Source organism: Collinsella aerofaciens ATCC 25986, assembly GCF_964259375.1.
Lineage (GTDB): Bacteria > Actinomycetota > Coriobacteriia > Coriobacteriales > Coriobacteriaceae > Collinsella > Collinsella aerofaciens_BO.
This window is the reverse complement of record NZ_CAXVJM010000024.1, coordinates 1-24,991: the sequence shown is the minus strand read 5'-3', so window position 1 is coordinate 24,991 and position 24,991 is coordinate 1. Positions and strand designations below refer to the sequence as shown.

The 24,991-nt window shown below is 54.0% G+C and carries 26 protein-coding genes and 1 pseudogene; 15 read left to right on the top strand and 12 right to left on the bottom strand.

Features of this window, described 5'->3' with window-relative positions; translation table 11 throughout:
• Nucleotides 1-357: 357 nt before the first annotated feature.
• From ACEXKH_RS09155 to ACEXKH_RS09120, 8 genes and pseudogenes are all read left to right on the top strand, one after another.
• Nucleotides 358-1,962 carry an ATP-binding cassette domain-containing protein gene (locus tag ACEXKH_RS09155; RefSeq protein WP_373573880.1) on the top strand — a complete coding sequence of 535 codons (1,605 nt, stop codon included), beginning with the start codon at nucleotides 358-360 and terminating at the stop codon, nucleotides 1,960-1,962.
• A gap of 104 nt (nucleotides 1,963-2,066) precedes the next feature.
• Nucleotides 2,067-2,444 (top strand): annotated as a pseudogene (locus tag ACEXKH_RS09150) (ATP-binding cassette domain-containing protein); the annotation flags it as partial.
• 690 nt (nucleotides 2,445-3,134) lie between these two features.
• Entirely contained in the window at nucleotides 3,135-3,722 is a 588-nt protein-coding gene (locus tag ACEXKH_RS09145; protein ID WP_373573879.1) for a plasmid mobilization protein, read from the top strand.
• Entirely contained in the window at nucleotides 3,709-4,908 is a 1,200-nt protein-coding gene (locus ACEXKH_RS09140) for a relaxase/mobilization nuclease domain-containing protein (protein WP_373573878.1), read from the top strand. Before ACEXKH_RS09145 ends, ACEXKH_RS09140 begins: the two co-directional genes overlap by 14 nt.
• 348 nt (nucleotides 4,909-5,256) lie before the next feature.
• Nucleotides 5,257-5,841 carry a recombinase family protein gene (locus ACEXKH_RS09135; RefSeq protein ID WP_196033708.1) on the top strand — a complete coding sequence of 195 codons (585 nt, stop codon included), beginning with the start codon at nucleotides 5,257-5,259 and terminating at the stop codon, nucleotides 5,839-5,841.
• A gap of 224 nt (nucleotides 5,842-6,065) precedes the next feature.
• A complete protein-coding gene (locus tag ACEXKH_RS09130) occupies nucleotides 6,066-6,476 on the top strand; it encodes a hypothetical protein (protein ID WP_373573877.1) in 411 nt (136 codons plus the stop codon).
• Nucleotide 6,477: 1 nt separating this feature from the next.
• Nucleotides 6,478-6,684 (top strand): hypothetical protein, encoded by a 207-nt coding sequence (locus ACEXKH_RS09125; protein ID WP_230318749.1) that lies wholly within the window; start codon nucleotides 6,478-6,480, stop codon nucleotides 6,682-6,684.
• A gap of 62 nt (nucleotides 6,685-6,746) precedes the next feature.
• Nucleotides 6,747-7,256, top strand: coding sequence for a DUF5067 domain-containing protein (locus ACEXKH_RS09120; RefSeq protein WP_320678122.1), 510 nt, complete (start codon nucleotides 6,747-6,749; stop codon nucleotides 7,254-7,256).
• A 57-nt stretch (nucleotides 7,257-7,313) separates the two neighbouring features.
• Here ACEXKH_RS09120 and ACEXKH_RS09115 read toward each other — a convergent pair whose 3' ends face one another.
• From ACEXKH_RS09115 to ACEXKH_RS09095, 5 genes are all read right to left on the bottom strand, one after another.
• Nucleotides 7,314-8,036, bottom strand: coding sequence for a metallophosphoesterase family protein (locus tag ACEXKH_RS09115; protein WP_320678121.1), 723 nt, complete (start codon nucleotides 8,034-8,036; stop codon nucleotides 7,314-7,316).
• Nucleotides 8,036-8,761: a metallophosphoesterase gene (locus ACEXKH_RS09110; RefSeq protein ID WP_373573876.1), complete on the bottom strand. Its 726-nt coding sequence runs from the start codon at nucleotides 8,759-8,761 to the stop codon at nucleotides 8,036-8,038. The genes ACEXKH_RS09115 and ACEXKH_RS09110 overlap by 1 nt, the downstream gene beginning before the upstream one ends.
• Nucleotides 8,758-9,396, bottom strand: coding sequence for a hypothetical protein (locus ACEXKH_RS09105; protein ID WP_373573875.1), 639 nt, complete (start codon nucleotides 9,394-9,396; stop codon nucleotides 8,758-8,760). The genes ACEXKH_RS09110 and ACEXKH_RS09105 overlap by 4 nt, the downstream gene beginning before the upstream one ends.
• Before the next feature lie 264 nt (nucleotides 9,397-9,660).
• Nucleotides 9,661-9,786: a hypothetical protein gene (locus ACEXKH_RS09100; RefSeq protein WP_255413117.1), complete on the bottom strand. Its 126-nt coding sequence runs from the start codon at nucleotides 9,784-9,786 to the stop codon at nucleotides 9,661-9,663.
• A gap of 630 nt (nucleotides 9,787-10,416) precedes the next feature.
• Nucleotides 10,417-10,815, bottom strand: a complete 399-nt coding sequence (locus ACEXKH_RS09095; protein WP_195536025.1) for a hypothetical protein — start codon at nucleotides 10,813-10,815, stop codon at nucleotides 10,417-10,419.
• Nucleotides 10,816-10,889: 74 nt separating this feature from the next.
• Here ACEXKH_RS09095 and ACEXKH_RS09090 point away from each other — a divergent pair, with 74 nt between their 5' ends.
• From ACEXKH_RS09090 to ACEXKH_RS09080, 3 genes are all read left to right on the top strand, one after another.
• Nucleotides 10,890-11,336 carry a hypothetical protein gene (locus tag ACEXKH_RS09090; protein ID WP_373573874.1) on the top strand — a complete coding sequence of 149 codons (447 nt, stop codon included), beginning with the start codon at nucleotides 10,890-10,892 and terminating at the stop codon, nucleotides 11,334-11,336.
• Nucleotides 11,337-11,862: 526 nt separating this feature from the next.
• Nucleotides 11,863-12,042 (top strand): ribbon-helix-helix domain-containing protein, encoded by a 180-nt coding sequence (locus ACEXKH_RS09085; protein ID WP_196033683.1) that lies wholly within the window; start codon nucleotides 11,863-11,865, stop codon nucleotides 12,040-12,042.
• 174 nt (nucleotides 12,043-12,216) lie between these two features.
• The gene (locus tag ACEXKH_RS09080; RefSeq protein ID WP_196033681.1) at nucleotides 12,217-12,978 is read left to right on the top strand and encodes a MarR family transcriptional regulator; all 762 of its coding nucleotides are present in this window, start codon (nucleotides 12,217-12,219) and stop codon (nucleotides 12,976-12,978) included.
• An 871-nt stretch (nucleotides 12,979-13,849) separates the two neighbouring features.
• On the opposite strand, the gene ACEXKH_RS09075 is transcribed toward ACEXKH_RS09080, so the two are convergent.
• On the bottom strand, nucleotides 13,850-14,149 hold the full coding sequence (locus tag ACEXKH_RS09075; protein WP_196033679.1) for a ribbon-helix-helix protein, CopG family: 300 nt from the start codon (nucleotides 14,147-14,149) through the stop codon (nucleotides 13,850-13,852).
• On the bottom strand, nucleotides 14,150-14,701 hold the full coding sequence (locus tag ACEXKH_RS09070; RefSeq protein ID WP_196033677.1) for a ParA family protein: 552 nt from the start codon (nucleotides 14,699-14,701) through the stop codon (nucleotides 14,150-14,152).
• Nucleotides 14,702-15,403: 702 nt separating this feature from the next.
• On the opposite strand from ACEXKH_RS09070, the gene ACEXKH_RS09065 reads away from it, so the two are divergent.
• Entirely contained in the window at nucleotides 15,404-15,643 is a 240-nt protein-coding gene (locus ACEXKH_RS09065; protein WP_373573873.1) for a hypothetical protein, read from the top strand.
• Between the two features lie 152 nt (nucleotides 15,644-15,795).
• On the opposite strand, the gene ACEXKH_RS09060 is transcribed toward ACEXKH_RS09065, so the two are convergent.
• Complete coding sequence (locus ACEXKH_RS09060) at nucleotides 15,796-15,990, bottom strand: antitoxin (protein ID WP_196033668.1); 195 nt, start codon at nucleotides 15,988-15,990, stop codon at nucleotides 15,796-15,798.
• A gap of 99 nt (nucleotides 15,991-16,089) precedes the next feature.
• On the opposite strand from ACEXKH_RS09060, the gene ACEXKH_RS09055 reads away from it, so the two are divergent.
• A complete protein-coding gene (locus ACEXKH_RS09055; RefSeq protein WP_196033665.1) occupies nucleotides 16,090-16,311 on the top strand; it encodes a hypothetical protein in 222 nt (73 codons plus the stop codon).
• A gap of 209 nt (nucleotides 16,312-16,520) precedes the next feature.
• Here the strand turns inward: ACEXKH_RS09055 and ACEXKH_RS09050 are convergent, their stop codons facing one another.
• The gene (locus ACEXKH_RS09050; RefSeq protein WP_373573872.1) at nucleotides 16,521-19,871 is read right to left on the bottom strand and encodes a CAP domain-containing protein; all 3,351 of its coding nucleotides are present in this window, start codon (nucleotides 19,869-19,871) and stop codon (nucleotides 16,521-16,523) included.
• A gap of 139 nt (nucleotides 19,872-20,010) precedes the next feature.
• Here ACEXKH_RS09050 and ACEXKH_RS09045 point away from each other — a divergent pair, with 139 nt between their 5' ends.
• Entirely contained in the window at nucleotides 20,011-20,232 is a 222-nt protein-coding gene (locus ACEXKH_RS09045; protein WP_373573871.1) for a helix-turn-helix domain-containing protein, read from the top strand.
• Between the two features lie 135 nt (nucleotides 20,233-20,367).
• Entirely contained in the window at nucleotides 20,368-21,633 is a 1,266-nt protein-coding gene (locus ACEXKH_RS09040) for an ATP-binding protein (RefSeq protein WP_373573870.1), read from the top strand.
• Between the two features lie 530 nt (nucleotides 21,634-22,163).
• On the opposite strand, the gene ACEXKH_RS09035 is transcribed toward ACEXKH_RS09040, so the two are convergent.
• From ACEXKH_RS09035 to ACEXKH_RS09025, 3 genes are all read right to left on the bottom strand, one after another.
• Nucleotides 22,164-23,306: a methyltransferase gene (locus tag ACEXKH_RS09035; RefSeq protein WP_373573869.1), complete on the bottom strand. Its 1,143-nt coding sequence runs from the start codon at nucleotides 23,304-23,306 to the stop codon at nucleotides 22,164-22,166.
• Nucleotides 23,299-24,333 (bottom strand): radical SAM protein, encoded by a 1,035-nt coding sequence (locus ACEXKH_RS09030; RefSeq protein ID WP_373573881.1) that lies wholly within the window; start codon nucleotides 24,331-24,333, stop codon nucleotides 23,299-23,301. Before ACEXKH_RS09030 ends, ACEXKH_RS09035 begins: the two co-directional genes overlap by 8 nt.
• A gap of 41 nt (nucleotides 24,334-24,374) precedes the next feature.
• Nucleotides 24,375-24,991: DUF5969 family protein (locus tag ACEXKH_RS09025; RefSeq protein ID WP_373573868.1), on the bottom strand; the 617-nt coding region annotated here is incomplete at its 5' end.

Sequence of the window (24,991 nt, the reverse complement as noted above, 5' to 3'; positions counted from 1 at the left end):
ACTTGTATCGCTGCAAATCCGCTGATGCACATTTTGCTATTGGGCTTGAAGGTGGGACCGACAGGCCTTTGTTTGGGTTGTTCTGGTCGTCCAACGCGTGTTGCACGGCTTTATATTGTTACCCTCGTTCGGCGCTCCGTTGGAGCATTTCCGGGTTTGTCGGCATCATGACTTGGCCAAGTGACACGCCTATGCAAATAGGGGCCTATTCGTATGTATATAAAGGCGAAATGGGATCCTGGGCACCGCAACCCGCGATAATGTCTTGAGCAAGAATTCACAACAAGGGATATATGGGAGCGATTAAGCGGCGAACAAATTCAGTTTTGGATAAAAGGTCGCTTGATGGGAGCTAACATGTTTAAGAAGACGGTTCACGAGTTGTTTCGGTGTAAAGGGTCACGGCTTTTCGTGATTCTCATGTTGGTTAATTTCGCTCTCTCGTGCGTCATGCCCGCCTTAAACGGTGGATTTGTAGACTTTCTCGTGACGAATAGGGACCCATCTCGCGTCGTGTGGTTTGCGGCTTTTGTTGCGGGCATAGGGATATCTGCTTCCTTCATGTCGTATGCGATGGGCGTGAACGTATCGCGCGTCATCTTGGAGATGACGATGAGGCTGATGGGAGCCACGTGTGAGTCGTTTGAACGGGGACCCTTGGAAAAGGGGGAGCAGGCGGATCCATCCTATACAACGCAGAGGGTATATGCGGATTCGAATGCGGTGTCATCGTTTGTCGTGAACAACTTCCTGACAATCGGGCTTAACATCGTTCTGGTTGTGTTGATATGCATCATCCTGTTTTCGATCAATCCGGTGTTCCTGGTGTTAAGCGTATGTTCGCTTGGTGCGTACTTCATTTTATTCAGGGCGTTGAAAAAGCCGTTGTACAACAGCTCGCTTGCGAACAAGGAGGGGTTGAGCAAGCTTTTCGCGTCCGTGAGCGGCGAGCTGTCGCAGTTGTTTGACATTAAGTGCGATGGCGCATATGACCAGAGCGCTCGGACGCTCAAAGGGGTATTCGAGGGGTACTACCCGATTTACATGAAAGCAAGTAGGGTCTCGAATCTGGCCACATCAAGCGACGGCCTGATCTCGTCTGTGTTTCGGGGGGCACTGCTCGTGATCTCCGGGATGGAAATATTGAGCGGAAGAATGAGCTTAGGCGAGTTCACAATGGTGAACTCGTATTACTCGATGGCGTTCGGATGCTTCAAGTATTTTTTGAATTATTTCAAATCGTATCAGGACGCAAGGGCCTCGTTCGACCGATTGGGGGCTCTGACGGAGGACGCCGAGGACCGCGGCACCCTCACGGTTGGGCACGTGGAGAGCATATCGTTGTCCAACATCGCGTACCGATACGCGGGAAAGCCCTACTTGTACCGCGACCTCTCCGTGGAGGTGGAGGAAGGAAAAACCTATGCCATTACCGGGCCGAACGGATGCGGAAAAAGCACGTTTCTGAAGGTGCTCCTTGGACTTTATTCTGCTGGGGGACATCGGGCTTTGGGGTCGGTGCCATATGAAGAGCTCGATATGGAGACGATCCGACGGGACCTGTTTGCGGTGTGCCCGCAAAAGCTCTTTATTCCGAACGAAACGGTGGAGAATTACCTTGAGAGGACGTCGATTCGGGGATCGAGCGAAAACCTCCGAGAGCTTGTGCCGAGTTTTTATCGAACCGTCGAATCGTTAAAAGGCAAGAATTGTAGAGACCTTTCTGGTGGAGAGTATCGAAAGCTAAGGATATTCGCAGCACTTCGCAGGCAGCCGGAAGTGCTTGTGTTCGATGAACCAACGAACGATTTAGATGAAGAAAGCCGTCGGGAGTTCACGGAGTATATTCATCGAAATCCCTTCGATCAGCTAATTCTTGTTGTAAGCCATGATCAGGATTTGATTTCAGCATGCGATAGGAAGCTGGATTTGGATTTCGATCCGAAAAATGGGCAATGCTGATGGGAAACGCTTAGAGTTCGGGCTTGCGCGTAATGGAGTAATCTTTCCTCTTATCGAAAATCGTTACAATATAAGAAAAACAGTAAGCAAGAAGAAATGGCTCGGGGAAGAGCTCGCTGCTGTCAGGGATATTGGGTCTATATCCAGATAACACGGAGGGGGCCGTCCTCTACAACGGGGCATCACAGCGTCGCATCGACCGATACGCATTGCGGCGGTGCCGAGTTGGCATTACGGAGCAAGAGCCCCCTATTGTTGGGGGGGGGGGGACGATCCTCGATAATCTTACGCTGCTTTCTGATGATTTCGAGGCCGACAAACTGAATCGGATGCTTGCCATATTGGGGTTAGACAAAATGATTGCCGCTGCGGAGAACGGGGCGGCAGCGATGCTTGGCAGCAAGAAAGGAGGGGTGTCCGGCGGGGAGAAGCAGAACACCGCAATTGTGCGGCAAAAAAACGGGAGTTTTGAAAATCGATAGCGACCATCGGTCGCGATCATAGGCGGCTTTGCCGCCGCATGAAAATCGGATCGCCATTCGAATCGTAATGCGAACCGCGTCACCTTTCGACAAATCCAACAGCGCTACGAGCCTCGCCCAAGGACTCTACGCGCCATTGAAATTGTCGAAAGCTGCCTCAACTTTTTCGCAAGCGTCACGAAAACGATTCGACAAAGTCGAATGTTTGCGCCGCGGGCGTCGCAAACCCGCTGCGCGATATTGCAAATACTCGGCATCCCTCGCATTCGCAATATCGCTTCGCTCTCGCTACAGCGAACTTCTAACGCTCAGCATCCTTCGCGTTAAAATTTCGCTTTCGCTCACGGTCTTCACGCGGTTACGACGCCGCGAGGCCTCTCGATTGGAATGAGGCCTCTCATTCCACGTCTACACTGCGTTTCGCCCAATCACCGTTCCGGAGATTGCAAGATTGGTGTTGGGCTAGATAAATGGGGCCATACTCGCCCCCTTTATCTGCCAACACATCTTGTTTATCGCATCACGCGGCGATAAAGTTAGAAATGAAGTTCGCCTTCATTTCTCTAAAGGAAGTGACGGCGTCACTTCAAAAATCGGCGCGACGTCAGTCGCTCCTAAAAAGGAAAGCAATCTCATATTGGTTTTTGAATCGGTGGCCTCACCGATTCGCTCTGCTTTCCTGGGGGGCATATGAGTTGCAAGCGTCCACACACCGTTAAGGCGACACTCACTTCTGAAGAATACGAAACGCTTTTCGCTTTGGCAGAAAAGGCGGGCAAGACGAAAGCCGAATTCATTCGCTCTGCACTGATTCATCGGAATGAATCGCTCGATGATCTAGTCATTTCCAAAAATAAGAACGGTGGCCGCAGTAAAAAGCTGCAACCCGTTTCAGGTGATTCGGACGAAAAGCGCTCGAAGGTCATTTACGTTAAAGTCACCGATGATGAGCACGAGGCAATTCGCAAACAGGCTGATGTACTCGGCACGACCGTCAGTGCGTATGCCCGCCGCGTGATGCTTGCCGGGAAAATCGAGAAGATCGATTTCGATATGAGCCAGGTCGCGAAAATCTATCACGAGCTGTATCGCGAGGGAACGAACCTTAATCAGCTGATGTATTTTGTGCATGCTCAGGGCCTTCCCGCGTACAACGAGAAAGCTGTTTTCCGCACGCTCGAAAAGGTTTACCAGAACGCCCGTAAAGTCACTCTCTTCATCAGAGAACTCGAACAGCGCTATTTCACCGATGGCGGTGAGCTCGATGACCGTCGTTAAGCAGAAAGGTGTTTCGTCCGAGCGCTACGCGAAGCACCTGCGCAAGTACATTAACGGAAAGCGTGCTTTGGCCCGCGGCGGCTGGAACCTCGCGAACGGAAAGTACTGGTTTTCCGAGATGGCTATGACGCGGAAGATGTTTCATCACGACAGGCCCGCGCGTGCCGGCGCGAAGAACATAACGATGCTTCATCAAATTCTCGCGTTTCTGCCCGAGGAGTGCAGCTGCAACGGAGGCAAGATGACCCCAGATGCGTGTATGGCCTACGCGGAGCAATGGCTTGCGAAGCACTATCCGCATCAACAAGTGATTGTCGCGTTGCATGAGGAAAGTGATAAGGCGGGAAAACGCTACGCAGTGCACATGGCGATTAACCGTACCGATTTGTTAACCGGCAAACGTTGCGAGACGGGTGGGCGACGCGGAAAGTACGAACGCGCTGCGTGGGTCCGTGAAATGGACGAGGCTTGGAATCTTACTCAACTTGAAAAGGGAAAGAAAAATTCGAAGATTCGTGATCGCCAGCCGCGCGACACAGAAAAGGAGATTATCGGTCGCGGTGAGTACAGTTATAAAAACAATCTGCGCGAGCTGATCCATCTTGCAATCAATGAAGGTCACCCAAAGAATATGGAGCAGTTCAAAAAACTACTTGCCTCATGGGGCGTAGACATTTTCATCAAGAACAATCGAGTCTATGCGACAGATCTCGATATCAAAGAAGCCGGCAATCCGAAGTGCACTTTCAACCTGACTCGACTCGACGGACGTTTCGCAGTCAAACAACTTGAAGCGGCGTTCGAAAAGAACGTGCTGGAAGCCGAGCGAGCGTTACCGTACGAGAAACGCTGTGAGATTTACATCCAACGACTCAAGAAAGCGTATTCGGCGTGGGTCGAGCAAGCGAAGGCGAGCAAGGGCGTCGCCTACAATTTGTTCCCTAAATTCATTGCGCCGAAGTGCGATGAAGATCTGCTCGAAGATCCGGCGGTTCGCGATGAGCTTCTTGCGCGTCGCGGTTACGCAAGGGAGATTCGCAACCGCTACGCCGGCGCTGTTCCCGATGCCGGCGACGACCGTGTCCGCGCCGCGGGCCAGGCGCACGGTGGTAGCGCCGCGTCGCGACAGATGGACGATCGTGTTGTCGATCGCGGTGACTATTCGCGCGGAGACACGCCTCGCTAGTTTGCCTCGCCCTGCCCTAGCGCGTTGCTATTCAATTACCTGTTATAGGATCCTGGAAAGAAAGGGCCGAACCGAAGTGTCTGGCCGGACGCCAATTGCCCGGGAACTGCTTCGTTTCGGCCCTGCTTCATTTTACAGCCGTGGCATCAATTTTAACTGAATCTGCGACTGCCCCGGTTAACTGGTACACCTCTGTTATTGTTCATATTCAACGTCTCAAAACGTATGCTGAACGGCACTTGCAAATCGAGCGGTCGAGACCGTGCAAATCGAGTGTCAAAACCTAGTGCCAAAACCATCCTGTCAAACCTCATGGGAAAATCAAACTACGAGGCAGGAGGCTAAAAAATGACGCGATACGGCTACGCACGCGTAAGTACAAAGGAACAGAAATTAGATCGCCAAATCGAAGCGCTGGTCAATGCCGGCGTACCCTATGGCCATATCTATAAGGACAAAGAAACTGGCGGTCGTGATGGTGACCGCACGCAGCAGAAAAAGTTGTTCAAAAAAATGAAGCGTGGCGATGAAGTAGTCGTCGAGTCTTGGGAGCGTCTATCCAGATCGACCAGGCAGCTGCTCAACTACGACCTGATGTTCCGAAACCTCGGGGTCAAACTGACTTCCTTGAAACAACCCGTTGATCTGGATACCGCGTTCGGCCGTTTCGTCTTAGGAACCCACGCCTGCACAGCCGAACTTGAGCGCGACCTGATCAGGCAGCGTCAAGCTGAGGGAATCGCGATCAAGAGAAGTCATGGCGGCAACGTCGGCGGTCGTCCGCGCGTCGCAGACGTCAAGGTCGATGCGGCCGTGAAGCTCTACCTCGCCTGCGAGACGCCTATCACTGACATCTGCGCCGCCACGGGCATCTCGAAATCGACGTTGTACCGCGTGCTCCGTGAACGCGGATTGGTGGGCGTCAGGAAATGAGCCCGTCCATCGTTTCGCGATCTGTCAATAAGCTCGAGTGCAGCGGCGTTACTATATAAGAGTGCGGTATTTCTCCAACTGAAACCCTGCGTGAACGCATGACCTGAGACGCCTTTTTAGAACTCACCGATCGCAGGATGACTACAAATCAACAGCGGCCGTGCATTGTCCCCAGCCGTATGGCATGGCGAAGCCATGCCCTTTGTTGATTGGAGTGCTGCACCATGGCAGACAATCCGAGCGAGAAGAAAATCAGCGAGACATCCGGCGTGAAGGCCGTCCTCGATGAGGCTGCCGAGCGGATCGAGGCGACATGGCGGGAGAAGCTGCTGCGCGAGACTGCCGACCTCAGGACCGAGAACGCACTGCTCATGGCCCAGGTGGATGAATTCAGCCGCAAGCTCGCCGAGGCGACGGATCGGAATGAAAAGATTGAGGCCGACTGCAATGAGCGGATTGCCTTTATAGAGGAGAAGTTCGAACTCGATACCGCGAACCTCGAACTCGAGAACAACGAGCTCCACGCCGCGAGCGTCAGATATCTCGCTGATGCCCGGGAGCTCGACAGACAGGTCGTCCAACTCCATGCCGAGGCCGTGGCCATGGTCGAGGTCATGACCCAGAGGGGCGAGTAGGATGTCCACCTCGAAGATGTCGCATCGTACAGCCGTTGCTGTTGGGCTGATCGTCCTTCTTGCCGTAGCGATTGTCTGGACAGTCGTTGACGGCGCTGGAGCCGACTCGACCACTATCGGCGCCGTTCTGGCGCACCAAGATACCGCGTGGGTATCGGTCGGCGTAATTGCCGTTATTGTTGTCGCTGTGCTTGAACTGGTGGGTTGACGGCATACGTGATCAACGAACAAAAGCAATAGATCAGTCAAGTATTCGGTTTGGAGTAAATCATGAAAAGGCGTGTTAGCAAAAACGCCATCAGCCTGGCTCGAACTCTCGGCGTCGCCGGTCTTTTGGCGGTTGCCTTGGTTATGACCCCTGGGTGCAGCCAGGCAGACGATCACCAGACGGCAGTTCAGGTCGCCAATTCTGACAACGCGCAGGAAGAGGGCGCGGTTTACGGCAAGATGGAGTACTCAATCACCGGCGTCGAGGTGCATGATTCCTCGATTAGCGATAGCGGGAAGGTCGCTGTTGTCCGCTGGCACGCCATCAACAATCAATCAGCAGATTCATTCGCCAACGGTTGCTACATCACGGCCTATCAGAATAAGCAGATACTTTCTTCCGGTTTTGCCGACGATTTGCAGGAAAGCGCCTCTTTGCAAGGGCTTGCGCCGGGAGGCGAATGCGACGGTGTGTCGACTTTCGAACTCAATGACATGTCCCCCATCGAAGTGAAGACCGACGGATATGGGACTGAATGGAACTCTCTTGACCAGACCTTTGAATTGGAATAGGCCTCATGCATAGCATCTAATTTTCTAGAAACCCCCTAGAGCATTTCTAGGGGGTTTCTAGAACTGAGAACCGGGCGCAGCACTTTCGATCGGCACGATGTCTCGATAGACCAGACGGTGCCTGTCGTCACGCCACTCGTCACCGTGGTAGTGCCCGAAGAACCAAGCGCGGTAGTCGAGCCGCCCATCGAGCTCGCCCAGGAAGGTTTGCAGCTGATCCCCACGGTACTCACGTCCGCGCTCCCGGCACAGCTCTCTGGCCAGGGCAGCAGGAGCCTCATGCGTCACCACGTAGTCGGCCCTCCAGCCTACGCGGTTGAGCGAGGCGCGGCAGTGGTCCATCTCCTCCTCGCTCGGCATCTCCTCGGGCCACCAGCTCCTCCCCTCCTTGCGATACTGCCTGTCGTTGCTCGCGGCGCCGCCCATGGCAAGGACCGTGGTTCCCGCGATGTCGAATACCCCTCCGCGCATGAGGTGCAGCACGTGCGGTCGTACCTCATGGACGAGACCGCCGCTCCACTCCCGCACCGGCAGTTCTGCCAGGGCGTGGTGGTTCTCATGGTTGCCGTCTACGAAACACGTGGTCCAGGGCTTCGACTCGAACCAGTCGAGCCAATACCTCTCAGCATTCGAGCCGTCCCAGACAAATCCGAAGTCGCCCGCCACGATCACCACGTCATCGCGCGTCAGCGTGCGCCCCGGCGGCCAAGATTTGAAGGCGAATCTGCTGGCCCCATACTCGGCCCTGCCGTGGACATCGCCTGTCACATAGACCGTCATCAGTACGCGCCCCACGGCAGGAGTTTGTCCCCGAGCCTCGCGATCCGGTCATACAGCACTGTGTGCCGTTCGTCCGGATTGCCGTCTCGGTGAAAATGTCCGTAATACCAGCGCTTGTAGTCCAGGCGGTCCTCGAGCTCGTCGAGGAATCCGGTCAGCCGGTCCACATCAGGGCGTTCCCAGCCTGGGTCCGGGTAGAGCGTCGGCGAGATCATGCGCGTGGCGCAGGTATGGGTGATGACGCAGTCGACCTTCCAGCCGACCTCGTCGAGCCTTGCCCGCGCGGTATCGAAATCGCGCTTGTCCGGGAGCTCCTGAGGCCACCAGCTGGAATACGGCACGCGGTATTCCCTGTCCACGCTCGTGGCACCGCCCATGGTGAAGATTGTCGAACCGTCGAGCTCAAAGACCTCGCCGCGCGTCAGGCGCCGAATAGACGAAGTATCCGACAGGCGTTGCGTCAGCCCGCCGTGCCACGGCTCCATGGGACGCTCCTCCCAGTGGTCGAAGCGCTCGTGGTTGCCATCCACGAAGAGAACCGTGTAGGGGCGCGACTCGAGCCAAGCGATGTCAGCGCATTCCTCGGCAGAAAAGCCCCACGGAAAGCCAAAGTCACCGGCAACGATGAGATAGTCGTCGCTGGTAAGACTGTCGCCAAGCTCCCAGTCGCGGAGCTTTTGCATGTCGAGCCCACCGTGGATGTCGCCCGTCACATAGACCGTCATCGGATCGCCTCTTCCCTCTTGTACGCCGCCAGCTCGCGCTCGACCTGCCTGTCGCCGGTCTCGTTGACCCACCAGGGCCATTTCACCCGGCCGCACGGCTCGTCGACTCCGGCGAACCATTCCCTCAGCTCGTCAAGGCTCACCGGGGAGTGCCCGTTGGCATCGCAACCGACGTCGTAGCGCAGAAGGCCCTGCTTGCGGTTGAACTCGTTGTACGCGCCGCCGCTGCTGTGGATGTGCCCGTGGAGGTGCCACGATCCATGGCTCATGCCCTGCCAGTCGGCCATGGGGTAATGGCTCAGGACGATCTTCTTCCCGTCGATCTTGAGCACGCAGATCGGCGGCTCCACGGTGAAGGCGCCCGCGACCGCCGGCTGGGTCCAGTCCTTGTCATGGTTTCCCGGGACGAGGTGGATGCGCCTGCAGACGATCCGCTTGCGCAGCCCGTAGGCGTCCTGGGCGGTCATCTTGAATGAGAAATCCCCTAGGATGTAGAGCTCGTCGTCCACGGCAACCTTGCCGTTGATGTTGTCGACGATGGCGTCGTTCATCTGCCAAATCGTCTCCCACGGGCGGTCGGTGAACTTCAGCACGTTCTCATGCCCGAAGTGGGTGTCGCTGGTAAACCAGATCATATTTATTGTCTCCTTCTGTCGCTAAAAAACGTTCTCCTTCGAGGTCAGGAGACGTTTTATGAGCGACATGAGGTGCATATCCCTCATGTTTCAAGCTCCAATCTGCCGGATTTGCCCAACTAAAAGTTTACGCCCACGCGCGAACAGGATTTGATTTTTGAAATATGGACGAATTCCTCGTCAGGAGGGTAAAATGATGCCGACGGCAGCCCAAGTTGTGGTGAGCTGGGCAGAGCCGTTGCTTAGTAGAGTTAGGTCATCGTCTTAGCGACGGTGGCCTTTCTTTTTGGGCTTCGAACCCTGCTTGAGTGCCTTGGAAAGGCCGACAAGGGCCGTGAGGAGCGAGACCATAGCGGTCAGGAGCTTCACGAGCTCGGTGAAATCGGTCATGGGCATCACCTCCCATCAAATGGAGGGCTCTGCCCGGCACGAGGGCTGCCGACAGCAAGGACGATTCTATCAGAGCGGCTGACTCCCGCCCGATATTACCATCCCACCGCGCCCGTGCAAAAAAGAGGGCCGCCAAACAGCGACCCTCCAGCGAAAGTGCACGTTATTTAGATGTGACGTTTATATCAAATTATCTAATTTGATAGTTGCAACGCCATGTTTCTACGGATCCAACCCCAGTAGCTTGAACCTGAGAAAAATATTCACCGTTAGAACCGGTGGCGCGAGTATTAACCCAAGTTGGCGCTAGAGTGCTATAGGAATTAGGAAAAGATAGCGACTTGTAATCCCTATATACAATTCGATCTTTCACTTCTCGACCATTCAATAGTCCCGTAAAAGTCCAATATACATTCAAGACCCTTTCGCTGTTCGCACGGCGAGCAGCGGTGCCAGAAGCATATGAGAGATCATTAGATAGAGAAGCAACCGGCTGAACATCGTTTCTCATATTGCAGACAATCCCGTCCGCAAAGCCAGCAGTCGGAAAACACAAACAAACAAAAAGGAAGAAAGAACCTAGAATTGCTTTGAACTTCATGCTATGCATATAAGCCACCCACAATCGAATCAACGCGTTTGGTAGTTGCACTGAAATACTTTCATAAGCCCGTCACCCTTGCACGTGGGGCAAGTATAAACAAAACTTGTTCGACATGTATCCGGATAAATACGGCTGTAGCTATTCTTGAAAGTTAGTCGCTTATAAGTTGGATCCTTTAAGGGAATATTATGCGCAACGTTATTAAAACAATAGAACGAATAATACGTATCAAGGACGTCTTCTTGCATGGCACGCCTTGCTAAAGAGATTTCATCAAACAACGAAACTTCTGCGTAAGACGCGGTGATAGACACATCGTGATTTACTGTCAAACCAAAAGATGGAGTCACAGCCAAAAAAGCTGATAAAAGGACAGTTGATGCTGAAAATAACATTAACTTACGAATAACGGATTTTACTGCCATGACTCCTCCAATCCTATTGGATAAAACTGTTATTATATTAATATATTTGTATCAGCACTCGAAAGGAGTGACCGATGAGCGGTAGAAGAATCGTCTTGAATGTACTTATGGCAGTAGCACTGGTAACGCTCTTGGTCTTCTCCTACTCATACGTGAATCACCCAAGATTTGGATATGCTTTATACGCTGTGTTTTCCGGCGAAACAACTTACAACACTTACAACACTATGGGCTTCATTGACGCAATCTTTTTCTATGTAGTCGGCCCCCTATCAAGCGAACTGGTCGCTTTTGTTGTCTGCTTCAACCTGAATCAACGAAGCCAGACTCATTCAGCGACTTCGGCCAAACAAGGAATAAATCTCTTCGCAATAACGATAGTTCTGCAAATTCTGACAGTGTTGATTATCGCCCTGACCGCAACAAACGTTTTGAAGTATGAGTTCGGATTCATCGCGAGCTGCCTCATGGCAATTGCCGCGGGTATAGCGGTCGCGTATACGACACCGACAAAGAAGTAGCTCAACTAACAAGGCCTATTTGGAATCCGAATCATCCATGGAGCCGTCGATGCCGATTTTGGTGTCGTCCGTATTGGAATCGTCATCCTTGGGGCTTATAGGACAAAATGTGTGTCTGCTTTAGGGGCATTTGCGCAGGTCGATGCCCCTAAAGCAGACACACATTTTGTCCTATAAGCCCCGATCAATTCATACTCCTCATCCTCGCCGAATTGCGAGTATGGCAGAATCGGCACTGGATGGCAGCGCGCTAGGCCGTGTCCGCGGAGTTACCCCTCCCCTGTTTTTATCGTAACAGCTGATTCCAGGGACGTTTCGCTGTGCCCTTTTCGGCAATTTACTGTGCCCCTTTTGGCAACTTTTGTCTGCTATGGGTTATCTCGACCCATAGCAACAGCCAAAAATAACGACAATCCACTTTTAGGCCGCTAAGGTTTTAGTCACTAATATGCCTAAATCATTCAGAACTGTAACAGTTTAGTTAGAAGTGGTATATACTGTTTTCAACCGAAGGGAGGATCATCGTATGAGCAACACGCCCGTTGCGTCTAACAAAAAGCGGCTCATGATTACGCTGCCGACCGAGCTGACCGAGCAGATGGACATAATGGCTCGTGAACTCGGTCTCACGAAATCTGGGCTCGTTGCGCTTGCGATTCAGAACCTGTTCAATGCGGAGGAGATTCGTCTTCAGCAAAAACAGTAGGACATATATAACGCAAAAAGGACCCTCATTAGCTTGGCGGCTTGGGTCCTTTAAGCGAAGTGTCATCAACTTGTTGGTAATATTCTACCACTTAAAACATGTTGGTGACCTTGGAAAGGTCACTTTATGGACGTAAATGGCGCTCCGCCCAGCGGGGGGAGCACGTTCAAAAATATGATTTCGAAAGAGGACTTCGCCGCCCTTCTTGCCCAGTCAAAACTGGGCGACACGCCGAGCTCGAACTCGAGTCGCGCTGCTGTTTTAAACGCGGAATCATGGCTCAAAGACAGCTCGTCCGGCAGTGGGCGCTTCATCGCGCTCCCCTTGTCGATGATCTTGCTTCGCAAGTCGAAGGCGAAGCTGTCGCTGAACGAACTGCTCGTTCTGGCATATATCCACGGGTTCCAGCGCAGGGACCCATTGAAGGGCTGCCGGTCCAACGCAAAGACAATTGCCGAAGTCCTCGGCATCTCCCCCTCGGCACTCAGCAAGAGGCTCCAAAAGCTCAAGAGCTTCGCCCTCATTGAGAAAGAGGGGCATGGCGAGGAGGTCACCTACAGGGTCGACGAGGCCAGGTGGGCGGAGTTGTGCGGCGTTGAGTTCGTCAACGCCGGGGCCCTTCACGAATGGACTTCGCACGGGACGTTCTGCCGGATCCCATTTTGGACAGTTCGCGACAGCAAACTCTCCGCGCTCGACAAGGTGCTTTTCGGCTACATTTTCTCGTTCTTTTCGGCCAAGGAGCCCAAGCCTTTCCGGGTGTCGACGCAGAACGCCGCCGACCAGCTCGCTGTCAGTAAGAGCAAACTTCGCGCCTCCCTCGAAAAGCTCGTTGGCCTGAGTCTTGTCGTAAAGACGGTCGTCTCGCCGCGCGTTCCGGCTGCGTACGATGTGAACCCGCAGGCGTGCATGGAACGTGGCACCAAGAACCTCTAATCGGGACGGGTGACAGATTGCCCGTCCCTTTTTATTTGCCTCCCCCTGTGCCCCTTTCGGCAATTTCCTGTGCCCTTTTCGGCAATTTTTATCGAATTTAAGAAATCTCTGCTCTATTTTTGTGCCCCTTTCGGCAATTTCCTGTGCCCCTTTCGGCAATTTCTCCCTATTTCAGGCTCTTTTTCGCATTACCTTCTATGCCCCTTTCGGCAATTTCCTGTGCCCCTTTCGGCAATTTCCTGTGCCCTTTTTGACAATGGCAGTTTCCAAAAGGGGCACAAAAAGTTTCCGAAAGGGGCACAAAAACCCGAAAACTGTGCCCTTTTTGACAACCAAAAGTTTCCAAAAAGGGCACCAATAATATCTAAAGAGGTTTTAAGAGAAAGAAAGGGGAAGAGAACTTTTTCTTTGATTTGAGATTTTTATTCACGTCCATGTCAATCACCGTTTAATCGAAAACTGATCCACCCCAACGTACTTTCCCGGAAATAAATCCGGTACGGCCCTATTGGTCTTAGCGACCAGCGAAACGTTATAGGCAAATCGGACGCTCGCTTTTCACCGGAAAGGAGAGCAATCGACCTGACTGAAATCGCTACGTCCTTGCCAACTCTCAGCGCCGGCGTCGCTTTGCTCCCCGGGCGGACTAACCCACCTAGCTGTAAACACCTGCAATTCAGCAATGGCCGAATCCGTTTTCCGGTTGCCGACATTTGGTCAACTTACCGGCAGGGAGCTACAGAATCGAAAATAAGACGTCCTATCGGTGAGGTTCGACCGTTTTCTCACTGATAGATAAAACGGGTCTTAAATCGGCTCTCAGAGGCCCATACAAAAGAAAACGGGCACCTGACGGTGCCCGTGATTCCGATTAGATTTCCTTTTCGGCCAGATAGCGATCGAAAAGCTCCCGAGCGATATCCGATACGGACTTGTCCTCCTCGAGCGCCACTTGCTTCAGACGTTTTCGGTAACTCTCCGGAACGTACACGGACAGCTGAACAAGCCTCTCAGATGCCCCTTCAGCGCCCTTTTTGGGGCGCCCGGCTTTCCGTACCTGATAAGCCGGTTTCTGGGTCTCAGATGCGCTCTCAACGATTTTCTGCTGCCTCTCCTCGGCCTTTTCCGCTGCGACGTCGAAGTATGAGGTCGCCTTTTTGAACTTTGCCATTTACAGCACCTCTTCCAGTTCGTTCAGGATGTTTTCAATTGCCTGGGCGGCCTTGCCGTTCTTGGCGATTTCATACACAGGCTTTCCCAGCGCCGCGCCCTGCTTGAAGGCCGCCGCGGTCGGAACGGTGCCCAGTACGGGCAAGTCATCGGCTTCGAGTAGTTCGAGGAACTGGCGGTCGACCGTCTGGTTGCCGGCGAAGTTGTTGACGATGATGGCGAACGACAGGTCGGGATTGGCTTCGGTGATGACCTTGATCGTTCGTTTCATCGGCTTCAACCCTAGGGTGCCAGGCTGGACCGGGATGATCGCGATGTCGGCGTTTTTCGCGTACACAGCTGTCTCATCGCTCAGGAAACCAGGTGTGTCGATGACGTTCACGGCGTCCTCGTCGTCGAGCAGCCCCTTCTCGTGGTTCGCGCCGCCCTGCGGGTCCAGGTTGCCGAAGCCGACCTTGTGGCCGCGCCGCTCGAGACCCCAGGCGATCTCGTCCGCGAAAGTCGTCTTGCCGACGCCGCCCTTCTGATTGACTAGCAGGATGTTCGTCGCCATGTCCTCCCCTTTCTGAAATAACGTAGTCATATATTAGCATAATAACAAGTGACTACATTAAGTAATTCTAAATCGCAGTTAAAAATATGTGAACATACTAAGTAATTAGCATAGTACTACATCAACGCGGTTACGGCTATGGGTTGGTTTAACCTACAGCCGGGCTAAAGTTGCCAAAAGGGGCACAAAGGACAATACGTTTGCGCAGTGCCGGCACAGCGACCTGGCATCGTATGCACCGGCGGGATCATCGCTGGCCTGCAAGGAGGGCATATCCACGCGCTCATGGTCGCCGGAGGCCTCGTGATGCAGCACGCGCCGGGCGGCGACTGGAAGCGCGTCGATTGGGATGCGCTTGCCGCCTGGCTCGACGGATACGGTTACAAGGTCGCTGATTGCGAGACGGAGACCCTTCCGACCGCCGACGCGGCGAGTGGGAACGCGAGGGTAAAAACGCATCGTCGCTGAACCAGTGAGTCAGTATTCTTTAGTTGGATGATGGATATTGAAATTGATTAGCGAGATAATGCGCATATCTCATAATGTATGCGTTGCACCATGAGAGAGGGGTCTGTCATGAGCTGGAAACCGAGAAAATGCGTTATCGCCGGTCTCGTGACAACCGGTCCTGGCGGCGGCTTGTTTGTAACCGCAATGACATCGTACCGACTTTTCACTTGCATGTTCTGAAAGGCAGTTGCCATGCTGTCGCAAAATCAATCAAGATACTTGGTCACAATCGGCTTTGCCCTGCTTGCATTACTCTTTGCTAGCGACCTTTTGCTGAAACCGCCCAAGGAACTCGTTTTGCTTGCCATAGACTGCATTTCCGCCCTTTACTTTACGGCAACCCTATTCGTCGGACTAAAGGAGAGGAAAAAAGGCGCAGTCGCTGCATCTGCCGCAGGCGTGATCATAGCCATTGCCTCATTCTTTATCTGACACATTGGTGATCTAGGGGCGATATCGTAGGAATACGACCGGGAGATCCGGGGCCAGATTGCCCGGGTCGCCCGGTCGTATTCCGCCCCGCGCCGCAGACGGCGCTCCGATTGCGCCGAGGCGTGACACGCGTGGGATCTTACCTATTTGTATTACGCGACCGCGAGGTGCCTCTTCTGCATGCGGAACTCCATCAGGTACATGTTGATGATGACCTGATAGGGGACGTCCGTGCGGGCGGCCTCCGCCTTGAAGTAGTCGATGTTCTCGCCGTCGGTGTTCACGGTGACGCGGCGGCGCGGTTCGAGCTCTAATACATAAGGTCCCAGCTTGTAATACGTGAGCATATGGCTACATTAACATGGTCATGTATTATCGAGCGTCTGCTGCTCCGGATTCGCCCGCCTGTTATCTTGGGATCGACAGTTTCTTGCGAGGAGGCAGACATGTACCAGAATGTCTTTGGATCCGATGGCCAGATCCATCTTGAGAACCAGGTCGGCTGCCAGCGCTTCGACCTAACGACGGGTGAGGCGAAGACGGTCGTCCCGACCGCTAAGAATATGAGCACCGTCTTCGGCAAGGATGGCGTGGAGACGGAGATTCAGGTGGGGCAGATGCGCCAACTGGGCAAACCAGGATTTGGTTGGCTGTTTAATAAGCGCTAACGGTTGAGTTGCCGCGGCATAACCGCAGCTATAAATATGTGACCATATGACCATGCTAACATGTGCGCACAGTCATATGGTCACAGTTGTAGATCGGTTTAATCTGTGGCCCTTAAGCTGAAGCTGCCTCAACGAACCGTGGCTGGCGAGACGAAAAAGGGGAATCCCTTTTGCGAGATTCCCCTTTCCGAGTCGTTATGCGATTTGCACTACATCTGCTCGCGGCGCTTCTTTTGATCGAGGAAGACGCCGGCTGCCACGAGGACGGTACCGCCGATGACGAACGTCTCGCCGATGAGCCCCGCGCGGTCACCGGTCTGGGCGAGGTTGCCGGGCTGGGCGGTATCCGTGCCGGCGAGGTGCTTCGGGGTGTATGCCGCCTGCTGCTTTGCCGCCTCCTTTGCCTCCTGTCGTGCGATCTCATCGGAAAGCTTCTGCTCCGCTGCGATGCGGTCGGACTTCGCCTGCTCGTAGGCGGCGAGTGCCGCATCATAGCCGGACTGGAGCCCGTCCACCGCGGCCTGCTTCTCGTCCAGGATGGCCTTGGCAGGAGCGACCTTGGCACGTGCCTCGACTGCTGCGGCGAAAAGCGCGTTGAGGGCGTCATCCGCGTTCACATCATGGCCGGAAGCGATCGCCGCGCCGGCATCGATGGAGTTCAGCTTCGACAGCTTGGCGTCTGCCTGCGCCTTTGCCTGCTCGGCGGCGGAGACCAGGGACTCGGCGGCGATGGCATCCGCCTTCGCGGCATCGAGCGCGGCCTTGGTGTCATTGACAGCCTTTACTGCATCCTGCTCGCGCTGCTGTGTCTCTGCGAGCTTCGCGGCAAGACCGGTGAGGATGTCGAGGTTCGACTGTGCGCCCACAAGATCGGTCTGGGAGCCGGTGAGCCTGTCGGCGGCAACGCCGGTGTCGGCCTTTGCGGCATCGACGGCACGCTGGGCATCCGCGAGGGCGCGTGCGGTGCCGTTCGCCTTTTGCTTGGCGGCTGCGAGGACTGCCGCCTTCTCGGCCTGGTCGGCTGCCGCCGCGTCATGGACGCTCTTTGCGGTATCGACCGCCTTCTTGGCGTCGGCGACGTCCTGGAAGAACTTCGCGAGGTCGGCGTTCGCATCGTCCACGCCCTGCTGCTTAGCAGCGGTGTCCGCCTTGGCGGAATCCAACTTAGACTGTGCGGTCATTACGGCTGCGTTGGCAGCATCAAAGGCGACCTGCTTCTGCTGGACGGTCGACTTTGCCGTATCGACTGCCGCGTTGGCGGCATCGAGGTCCGATTTCGCCGCATCAAGCTCGGTCTGGGCATCCGTGACGCCCTGCTGCTTGGCGGCGACATCAGCCTTGGTGGCATCGACGGCACGCTGGGCATCGGCAACACCCTGCTTTGCGGCATCGACACCTGCCTGTGCGGAATCCACCGCGACCTGCTTCTGCTGGACGGTTGTGGCGGCGCCGGCGGCTGCCTGCTTCTTGGATGCGAGATCGGCCTTGGCTACGTCGAGTGCGCTCTTGGCGTTCTTGAGGCCGTTGATATAGGAGGTCAGCTTCTGCTCGTACTCGTCGACGGACATGGGATTCATGTTCCAGCCTGAACCTGCCCAACCAAGGTTTGCGGTATCGAGGCTGTCGGTCTGCCAGCCGTTCAAGGTTCCCTTGCTGCAGACTGCCATGCCCATATAGCCGATTTCGGGGCTGATGACATGCAGGTAGTGACCGACGGTTGCGGGATATCCGGCAACCTTGAAGTGCTGGTTGACATAGGATTCAATCCCGCTATGCGTCTTGTAGAAATCTACGGCATCCTTACCGGTTAGACCGGTGACGCCATAGAGCTCCTGAACCGCCTGATCGAAGAAAGCCTTTTCTTGGTCAACCCACTGCGGTTTCGGATCGGTTCCATAATTCCATGCGAGGTTTTCGGTCGTATCGAACTGCATGGAATGTCCAAACTTGACATCGGAATAGTTTGCGTTGGCTATCGCCGCTGCAATGAGCTTATAGGTGACCTGGAGTTCGGAGAGACCGACGGACTTGCGATACTCGTTGATGGACTTCATGTACGGGATTGCCGCGAGCATGTTGTCGAGACTGGTCGCATCGAGGCTGTTTCCGACCTCGGTGTAGTCCTTGTGTGTACAGTTCTGGATGATCTCGATGGCTGAATCGGCACCCATGGCCTTGAAGAAGCCGATGGCTCCCTGCTTGAGTTGTGCGTCGGCGGAGTCGAGTTTCGCCTGTGCCTCGTCGACCTTCTGCTGGGCGGCGGTCACGGCCGCGTCAGCGGTATCCTTTGCGGTCTTGGCGTTCGCGAGCTCTACGTCGGCGGCTGCCTTGGCGGACTCGGCGTCCTTGACAGCCTGCTTCGCTGCATCCAGCTTGGCGATGGCGTCGACGTTCGCCTGCTTGGCCGCATCGAGGTCGGCGTTCGCGGCATCGAGGGCGGATTGGGCGATGTTCACGCCGGATTCGGCATCGGTCGCGGCCTGCTGCTTCGCGGAGAGGGACGCCTGGGCATCATTCAGCTCGGTCTGTGCCGTTGCCGCGGCGGACTGCGCCTGCTCGAGCGCGGACTCGCACTGGGACTGTGCCTCTCGTGCGGCAGCGAGGGTTGCCTCCGCGTCCGCGACCTTCTGTTTTGCCGCATCGTACTCCGGACCGCTGGCGCCTTCCTCCGCTGCGGCGAGGTCTGCTTTCGCCTTCTCGTAGGCGGCGCTGGCGGCTGCGGCCTTCGCATCCGCCGCGTCCTTGTTTTGCTGGGCTGCAGAGAGGACGGCATCGGCGGAATCCTTTGCAGACTGGGCCGCAACCAGCTTGGACTGGGCATCGGCAAGCGTCGCGTTGGCGTTGGCGAGATTGGCCTGTGCCCTGTCCACGGCAGCCTGGGCGTCGCGCACGGCCTGCTCGGCGGCACTGATTGCCTCCGGGGTGGCGCCTACGGCATCTGCCTTGGCTTTATCGAGGGCATCCTTGGCATCCTGGGCCGCCTTGAGGGCGGACTGGTACGCTTCGTCCTTCTCGGACGCATCCGCCTTAGCGTCTGCGAGACCCGCCTTCGCCTGCTCGAGGTCCTTGCCGGCGGCATCGGCGGCGTCCTTGCCCTCTGCGACCTGACGGGCGTACTCGTCCATTGCCGCTCGGTCGGCTGCCGTGCCGGCGTTGACTGCAGAATCGTAGGATGCCTTGGCCTGGTCGCGGGCGGAAGCCGCCTCGTTGTAGGGACCGGCGGCCTCATCGTAGGCTGCCTTGGCGGCGTCCTCCTTCGCCTTCGCCTCGTCGACCGCCTTCTGCAGGTCCGCGATGGTCTGTGCGGCGGATTTCGCGCCGGTACCGGATGCCGCGCCGGCGTGGGCGGCGATCGGCGACATCACGGCGGGGTGCTGCGTGCCCCCGTCACCGGTCTGGGCGAATGCCGTGAGCGGTGAGATGAGGCTCGATCCGGTCATGGCGGCCATGGTCGCCGCGGTGACGGTCAGACGCGCGATCCCCTTCGGAGTGTGAATCTTTTTGTTTGGCAGTGCGGCGAAGTGATCGCCACCGACAGCGAAATGCTTTCCCTGAGTCATTGTGCTGTTCCATTCCTTTTCCGCGCCCTATCCGACTGGGCATCAGAGTGCTTTCCAATAGAGATAATTATGCGCCTTAACTGGGATTGTTGTATATAGTCCGTTGGCTTTTATACAACAATCCATGACTCTTTTTGTCATGGATACGAAGACGCTTCAGAAATCATTCGGCATGAGATGCAAAGAGCTCCGCGCTGGACTCGGGTGCAGCCAGGAGCAGTTCGCCAATTTGATTGAAATGGATCGTTCCTACTACGCGAGCATTGAAGTCGGGCGGCGTAATGTCAGCCTCTCAAATCTCAAGAAGATTGCCGACGGATTTCAAATCACCATTTCGGAGCTCATGCGCGGTGTTGAGTAGATGATTTTCACCTCGTGCATGTTTAATCTGTTTCGTTAACTGAAATGCGTAAATCTGGTTAATCAAAAAAGCAAAATCTGGTTAAATGAAAACGGTAAATTTAGTTAAACGCGCTGGTAATCAATGGTGAAAAATATGCCAAAAAAGTACTACACTCGAATTATCGAAAATGAGCTCGACCAGATGCTAGGGATATTCGGTGCCGTTCTCATCGAAGGACCGAAATGGTGTGGAAAGACAACCACAGCCGGGACCCGTGCGGCGTCCAGGCTCCTTCTCATGGACCCGTCGCGCAACTTCGAGAATCGCTTGCGTGCCGAGACGGACCCGGCGCTTGCCGTTTCAGGCGAGGTGCCGCGGCTGATCGACGAATGGCAGGAGGTCCCGAAACTTTGGGACGCGGCGCGGTTTGAGTGCGACAACCGCGGCGGCGAGCCTGGCCAGTTCATATTTACGGGGTCGGCGACGCCGCGAGACAATGAACGGCCGATGCACAGCGGTGCTGGAAGGTTCGCTAAATTGCGCATGGACACCATGACGCTTTTCGAACTTGGGAAATCTAGCGGTGCGGTTAAGCTGTCGAGCATTATTTCTGGCGAAAAGTTCAATGGCGCTTTCGGGTCGTTGGATTCTGCCTCGATTGCCGAGTGCGTTGTTCGCGGCGGATGGCCCGCGGCGGTCGGGCGCGATGTGCTGGCTGCGTCGGCGATGGCAAAACGTTATATCGGCATAGTTGCCGAAGAAGATTTGTCTCGTGTTGATGGCTCTCGACGCGATCCCGAAAAGGTCAAAGCTGTTATCGAATCGCTTGCGCGCAATGAATCCACTTTGGCGACACTCAAGACGCTCGTAGCTGATCTTGGTGGAGAGGTATCGAGACAAACGGCGGCATCGTATATATCTCTTCTCGCTCGGGTCAGCTTCGTTCGCGATATTCCCGCATGGAATCCAGCAATGAGATCTCCTGTGCACTTAAGAGAATCAAAGAAGCATCATCTTGCTGACCCGTCACTTGCGGCCGCTGCACTTGGGGCGACTCCGGAGACCTTGCTGCTAGATTTCAAGACGCTTGGACTACTTTTTGAATCGCTGGCACTCCATGATTTGTGGGTTTATGCACGAGCAAACGGAATGAGTCTCTATCACTATCACGATTCTCGTGATCTAGAGGTCGATGCAGTCATTGCGGCTCCTGGTGGGATCTGGATCCCGGTCGAAGTTAAACTCAGCTCTGCTCAAATAGAAGAGGCGTCTGACAATCTTGTTGCTGTCGAGGAACGTATGGTTGCTGCTGGAAACACCCCGCCGGTTTCTAAAGTAGCGATTATTGGATTTGGCTCACAAGCCTATGTTACCGACCGCGGCGTCCAAGTTGTTCCCTTGGATGTTCTTGCGCCGTGATGCTGCGGGCGAAGTGAAATCGACGCCGCAGTTTTTAGATTTGTTTTCTGGGATCTAAACCGCGAAACGCAAAATCTCATCGTCTGGTTCTTCGTTTGATTCGAATCGCGCCTGCGCAAAAGTCAAAGCGACTCGCTCGGGCGTTTCGTTTTTTCGCCTCGTTTTTCATTTCGGATTTCAAATCGATTCAAAACTATTGAAATGACGATAAAGACGAGGCATCCTGATGTATGTCGGAATATAGATAGGACAAAACGTATCATCTATATCGCTTCTATGAAACCCGATGCAAGTTCTTCTCAATCTCGAAATAGATTGAAGGCATTGAGAAGAACTTTATACTACAAAAATCGTAGGTCTGCCACCTAGACAGAAGAAGTGATTTTGTATGCGGAATCTTGCATTTTGAAAACCGGTGCCAACTATGAGGTGTGAGTCGGGCTCGGTAAAGCGCGGGGGAAATGAGATAGGCTGCGCGTCATCAGAGAGTGGCGCGCAGCCTATTGACCTGCTTTCGTATGACGGATGCTTTAGAGGATCCAGGGGCCAAGTGGGTTGCCATCTGCGGAGCAGTCTTGAATCGTTAGGATGGGATTTTGAAAGGGCTGTCTCTCCCTCCACGCCTTCAAGTGATAGGTACAGACGCGGTCGTAGTGGATTTTTTTGTATGCGCGCGATATCTCTTTTACAGCCTCCTCTTTGCTGGAATATTTTCCTGGAGCATGTGCAACAGATGTGCATGCGATACCGTCGATCCAGCCAGATTGGGGTCCGAGGTTAAAGCTCGAGATTATTGTCAAGACACCATTGAGGCCAGCTTGCAACAAATCGTTCTGTATTCGTTCAAATGCTGATTGATTGTTGGTTCCAAGGCCAATCATTCCAATTGCAGAGAGATATCCGCTATCAGTGAGTTTATCTCCTGCACCTCGAATAACCTTGCTTGTGATGTTGAGGCCATCTGGGCCGCCATCGCCAACGAAGGGGTATGGTACGTCTTCTGGGATTGGGAGCAAAGGAGGATTCACCGTAATGAGTTCATAGCTGCAAGAGCTTTCGATATTGTTTAGTGCGTTGTAGAGACTTCCGGTTAGAATAGTTAAATCTTCGCTAATACCATTGACCAGTGCGTTTAGTTGGCAGATTTCTGAGGCGATTGGATTGATATCTATCGCCGTGACGTGCATTCCAGATTTTGCCAGTATGAGTGCCTGGATGCCTGGTCCAGAGCAGAGGTCTAAGGCATTCTTTCCGGGGGATGGGCTTAGCCGACGAGCGAGCCCAATTGAATCAGAGCCAAAATATAGTAAAGGCGAGGGTGATGGCGCATCGGCAAAAAGCCAGATGCCATGATATCGGATTAGAGATAAACCGGAAAGGGAGGCATTGCCATTGTGCTCGCTTAGCAGCCCGAGTGAGGCTATGGTTTCAACAGTGCCTTTCAGCAGACTTCTTTTTGCCACTTCTGAATCGAGATCAATCTCTCCACCTAGCATCAGGAAGGAGACGAGCTCTTGATGCTCCCTGTCAAGTTGATCCCAGATGCGATGCGCGCATTCAAAAGGATCTATAGATATGTCAAGTGTGTCTAAAAAATCTGTTACTCCAAGAGTGTCCAATCTACGGAGTGGATTACTCGAGAGCGAATTAAAAGAGGGTAGCACTTCAATCATGTATATCAGACCCATTCCCGATAAAGGTAGTCTCGAATTTAGTCTCGACAATCAAGTCGGCTGCCAGTTTAGGAGCTAGCTTTGCAAGACAGGTCTGTGCCTCTTTCGAGAGGGCGATGTCTTCGCAAATCTCGCATTGAGAGAGGTAGCTTGAGCGCCCAAATGAAGAAAGGCCTCCGCTCGTGCGCAAGTGCTTCAGCAGTCCTCCTGGTCCTATGTATTGTATGTAATTAAGTAGGAGCAGCTGCAGTTCATTAATGTCATCCGTCAGATTGATTTTGCCAAGATCGAAAAGCCAAGTTCCCTCTGCATTTATTCCGCAGCAGGGTGCAAGATGGCAGTTTGGGGAAATAACGAAGTCTTGGCCGCAGTCGGAACAGTGTGACGCTAAGAGACGTGCCTGCGGTCGCGCATTTTGGTTGAGACTGAGATTTCGTGCGCGCCCAATTCGCGTGATGCCTGAATCCGTGATGAAGCGGGCTGGCGCGCGGGGAGGCTGGGTATTATCGTCGAACTGATGCAGGAGTGGAATGTCTTCATTAAGGTACTTGCACAGGTATGCCGGGCTGATTGTACTGTTGTTATCTCTGCAGACCGCAATGCCGAGAGTTTGAAAGCCCATTGTTTTTGCTGAGTTCCAAAGGTTGCGCACATTCTCGAGGGGTATATATTCCGCATGAAAGTCGTCGCAGCTGATATTGATTTCGTCAAGGCCACATGACTTCAATTCGTTGAGGAACGTTTCTGCGTCTCTTTCGCTTTTTGCCCACCACGCATTCGTTACAATTCGAGTAAAGAGTCCTAAAGAATTCGCATATGCGATGGCCTCGAGAAGGTCATCGCCAAGAAGGGTGCATTCTCCGCCCGTAAACACAACAACACCACTTCCGACGCATACTTCGGCGAAGCTATCGATGAATTGCCGCATTTGGGGAAGAGTAAGCCTGTCACTGTTGTTCGGAGTGCAGCTCATCAGACAATGATCACACACAGCGCCACATTTATATGTTGTTATAAATGTCAGCATTCGAGGTCTGCGGAACAGCACGTGCTGCGAGCTTTCGGAAATCATGCCGCGAGCAAACGGGCGTCGGTGATTACCAAGGTGCCTTCGTTCTCGGAGTAAGTAACTTCGAATTCGACGGAGCGATAAGACCCGCGGGCGACCCCATTGGAAGCCCCTTCGGGGTTGATGGTATTGGAGCTGGAATTCTTGATTGCTGTTTTAAGCACGGCTGCTTGCCTCGCTGCACTCAAGCCCTCTTGATCAAATTTCCTGAAAACAGAAGTTTGTTTGTACGATTCCGATAGTTCAACAACATCAGGTTTGTTCATAAAAATAGCTGATCCATAGCCCATTGTGTTGACGTCGTACTTAAGGTTGGCGTTGTTTTGAGCATTCGCGTTTGCGTTTGCCATTCCGTTTGCGTTCAGAATGATGTTTGCGTTCGTTACTGCGTTTGCATTAAGTACAACGTTTACGAGAGGTATCGTTTGCGGCTCAGCTTCGGTGTCCTCGTCATAATATGCAAGTTGGATACGACGATATACTGCGCGTGCAACGGGGACACGCGCCTCCTTTTCGGTTGACTCCACCAGTTCGTACAGAGAGACTTTTCGATTTCCCGCTTTGATTTGGAGGTCTGTAATTCCATATTTCTGGAATACGGCACGAGGCTGAGCTT

Excerpts from the sequence above, each read along its gene's own strand:
- ACEXKH_RS09105 (WP_373573875.1), bottom strand. The coding sequence starts at position 9,396 with ATGATCTGGTTTACCAGCGACACCCACTTCGGGCATGAGAACGTGCTG.
- ACEXKH_RS09070 (WP_196033677.1), bottom strand. The coding sequence starts at position 14,701 with ATGGCGACGAACATCCTGCTAGTCAATCAGAAGGGCGGCGTCGGCAAG.
- ACEXKH_RS09095 (WP_195536025.1), bottom strand. The coding sequence starts at position 10,815 with ATGGCAGTAAAATCCGTTATTCGTAAGTTAATGTTATTTTCAGCATCA.
- ACEXKH_RS09120 (WP_320678122.1), top strand. The coding sequence starts at position 6,747 with ATGAAAAGGCGTGTTAGCAAAAACGCCATCAGCCTGGCTCGAACTCTC.
- ACEXKH_RS09085 (WP_196033683.1), top strand. The coding sequence starts at position 11,863 with ATGAGCAACACGCCCGTTGCGTCTAACAAAAAGCGGCTCATGATTACG.
- ACEXKH_RS09130 (WP_373573877.1), top strand. The coding sequence starts at position 6,066 with ATGGCAGACAATCCGAGCGAGAAGAAAATCAGCGAGACATCCGGCGTG.
- ACEXKH_RS09110 (WP_373573876.1), bottom strand. The coding sequence starts at position 8,761 with ATGACGGTCTATGTGACGGGCGACATCCACGGTGGGCTCGACATGCAA.
- ACEXKH_RS09030 (WP_373573881.1), bottom strand. The coding sequence starts at position 24,333 with ATGCTGACATTTATAACAACATATAAATGTGGCGCTGTGTGTGATCAT.
- ACEXKH_RS09100 (WP_255413117.1), bottom strand. The coding sequence starts at position 9,786 with ATGACCGATTTCACCGAGCTCGTGAAGCTCCTGACCGCTATGGTCTCG.
- ACEXKH_RS09075 (WP_196033679.1), bottom strand. The coding sequence starts at position 14,149 with ATGGCAAAGTTCAAAAAGGCGACCTCATACTTCGACGTCGCAGCGGAA.
- ACEXKH_RS09080 (WP_196033681.1), top strand. The coding sequence starts at position 12,217 with ATGATTTCGAAAGAGGACTTCGCCGCCCTTCTTGCCCAGTCAAAACTG.
- ACEXKH_RS09140 (WP_373573878.1), top strand. The coding sequence starts at position 3,709 with ATGACCGTCGTTAAGCAGAAAGGTGTTTCGTCCGAGCGCTACGCGAAG.
- ACEXKH_RS09060 (WP_196033668.1), bottom strand. The coding sequence starts at position 15,990 with ATGCTCACGTATTACAAGCTGGGACCTTATGTATTAGAGCTCGAACCG.
- ACEXKH_RS09045 (WP_373573871.1), top strand. The coding sequence starts at position 20,011 with ATGGATACGAAGACGCTTCAGAAATCATTCGGCATGAGATGCAAAGAG.
- ACEXKH_RS09135 (WP_196033708.1), top strand. The coding sequence starts at position 5,257 with ATGACGCGATACGGCTACGCACGCGTAAGTACAAAGGAACAGAAATTA.
- ACEXKH_RS09055 (WP_196033665.1), top strand. The coding sequence starts at position 16,090 with ATGTACCAGAATGTCTTTGGATCCGATGGCCAGATCCATCTTGAGAAC.
- ACEXKH_RS09145 (WP_373573879.1), top strand. The coding sequence starts at position 3,135 with ATGAGTTGCAAGCGTCCACACACCGTTAAGGCGACACTCACTTCTGAA.
- ACEXKH_RS09155 (WP_373573880.1), top strand. The coding sequence starts at position 358 with ATGTTTAAGAAGACGGTTCACGAGTTGTTTCGGTGTAAAGGGTCACGG.
- ACEXKH_RS09115 (WP_320678121.1), bottom strand. The coding sequence starts at position 8,036 with ATGACGGTCTATGTGACAGGCGATGTCCACGGCAGGGCCGAGTATGGG.
- ACEXKH_RS09090 (WP_373573874.1), top strand. The coding sequence starts at position 10,890 with ATGAGCGGTAGAAGAATCGTCTTGAATGTACTTATGGCAGTAGCACTG.
- ACEXKH_RS09125 (WP_230318749.1), top strand. The coding sequence starts at position 6,478 with ATGTCCACCTCGAAGATGTCGCATCGTACAGCCGTTGCTGTTGGGCTG.
- ACEXKH_RS09050 (WP_373573872.1), bottom strand. The coding sequence starts at position 19,871 with ATGACTCAGGGAAAGCATTTCGCTGTCGGTGGCGATCACTTCGCCGCA.
- ACEXKH_RS09040 (WP_373573870.1), top strand. The coding sequence starts at position 20,368 with ATGCCAAAAAAGTACTACACTCGAATTATCGAAAATGAGCTCGACCAG.
- ACEXKH_RS09035 (WP_373573869.1), bottom strand. The coding sequence starts at position 23,306 with ATGATTGAAGTGCTACCCTCTTTTAATTCGCTCTCGAGTAATCCACTC.
- ACEXKH_RS09065 (WP_373573873.1), top strand. The coding sequence starts at position 15,404 with ATGCTGTCGCAAAATCAATCAAGATACTTGGTCACAATCGGCTTTGCC.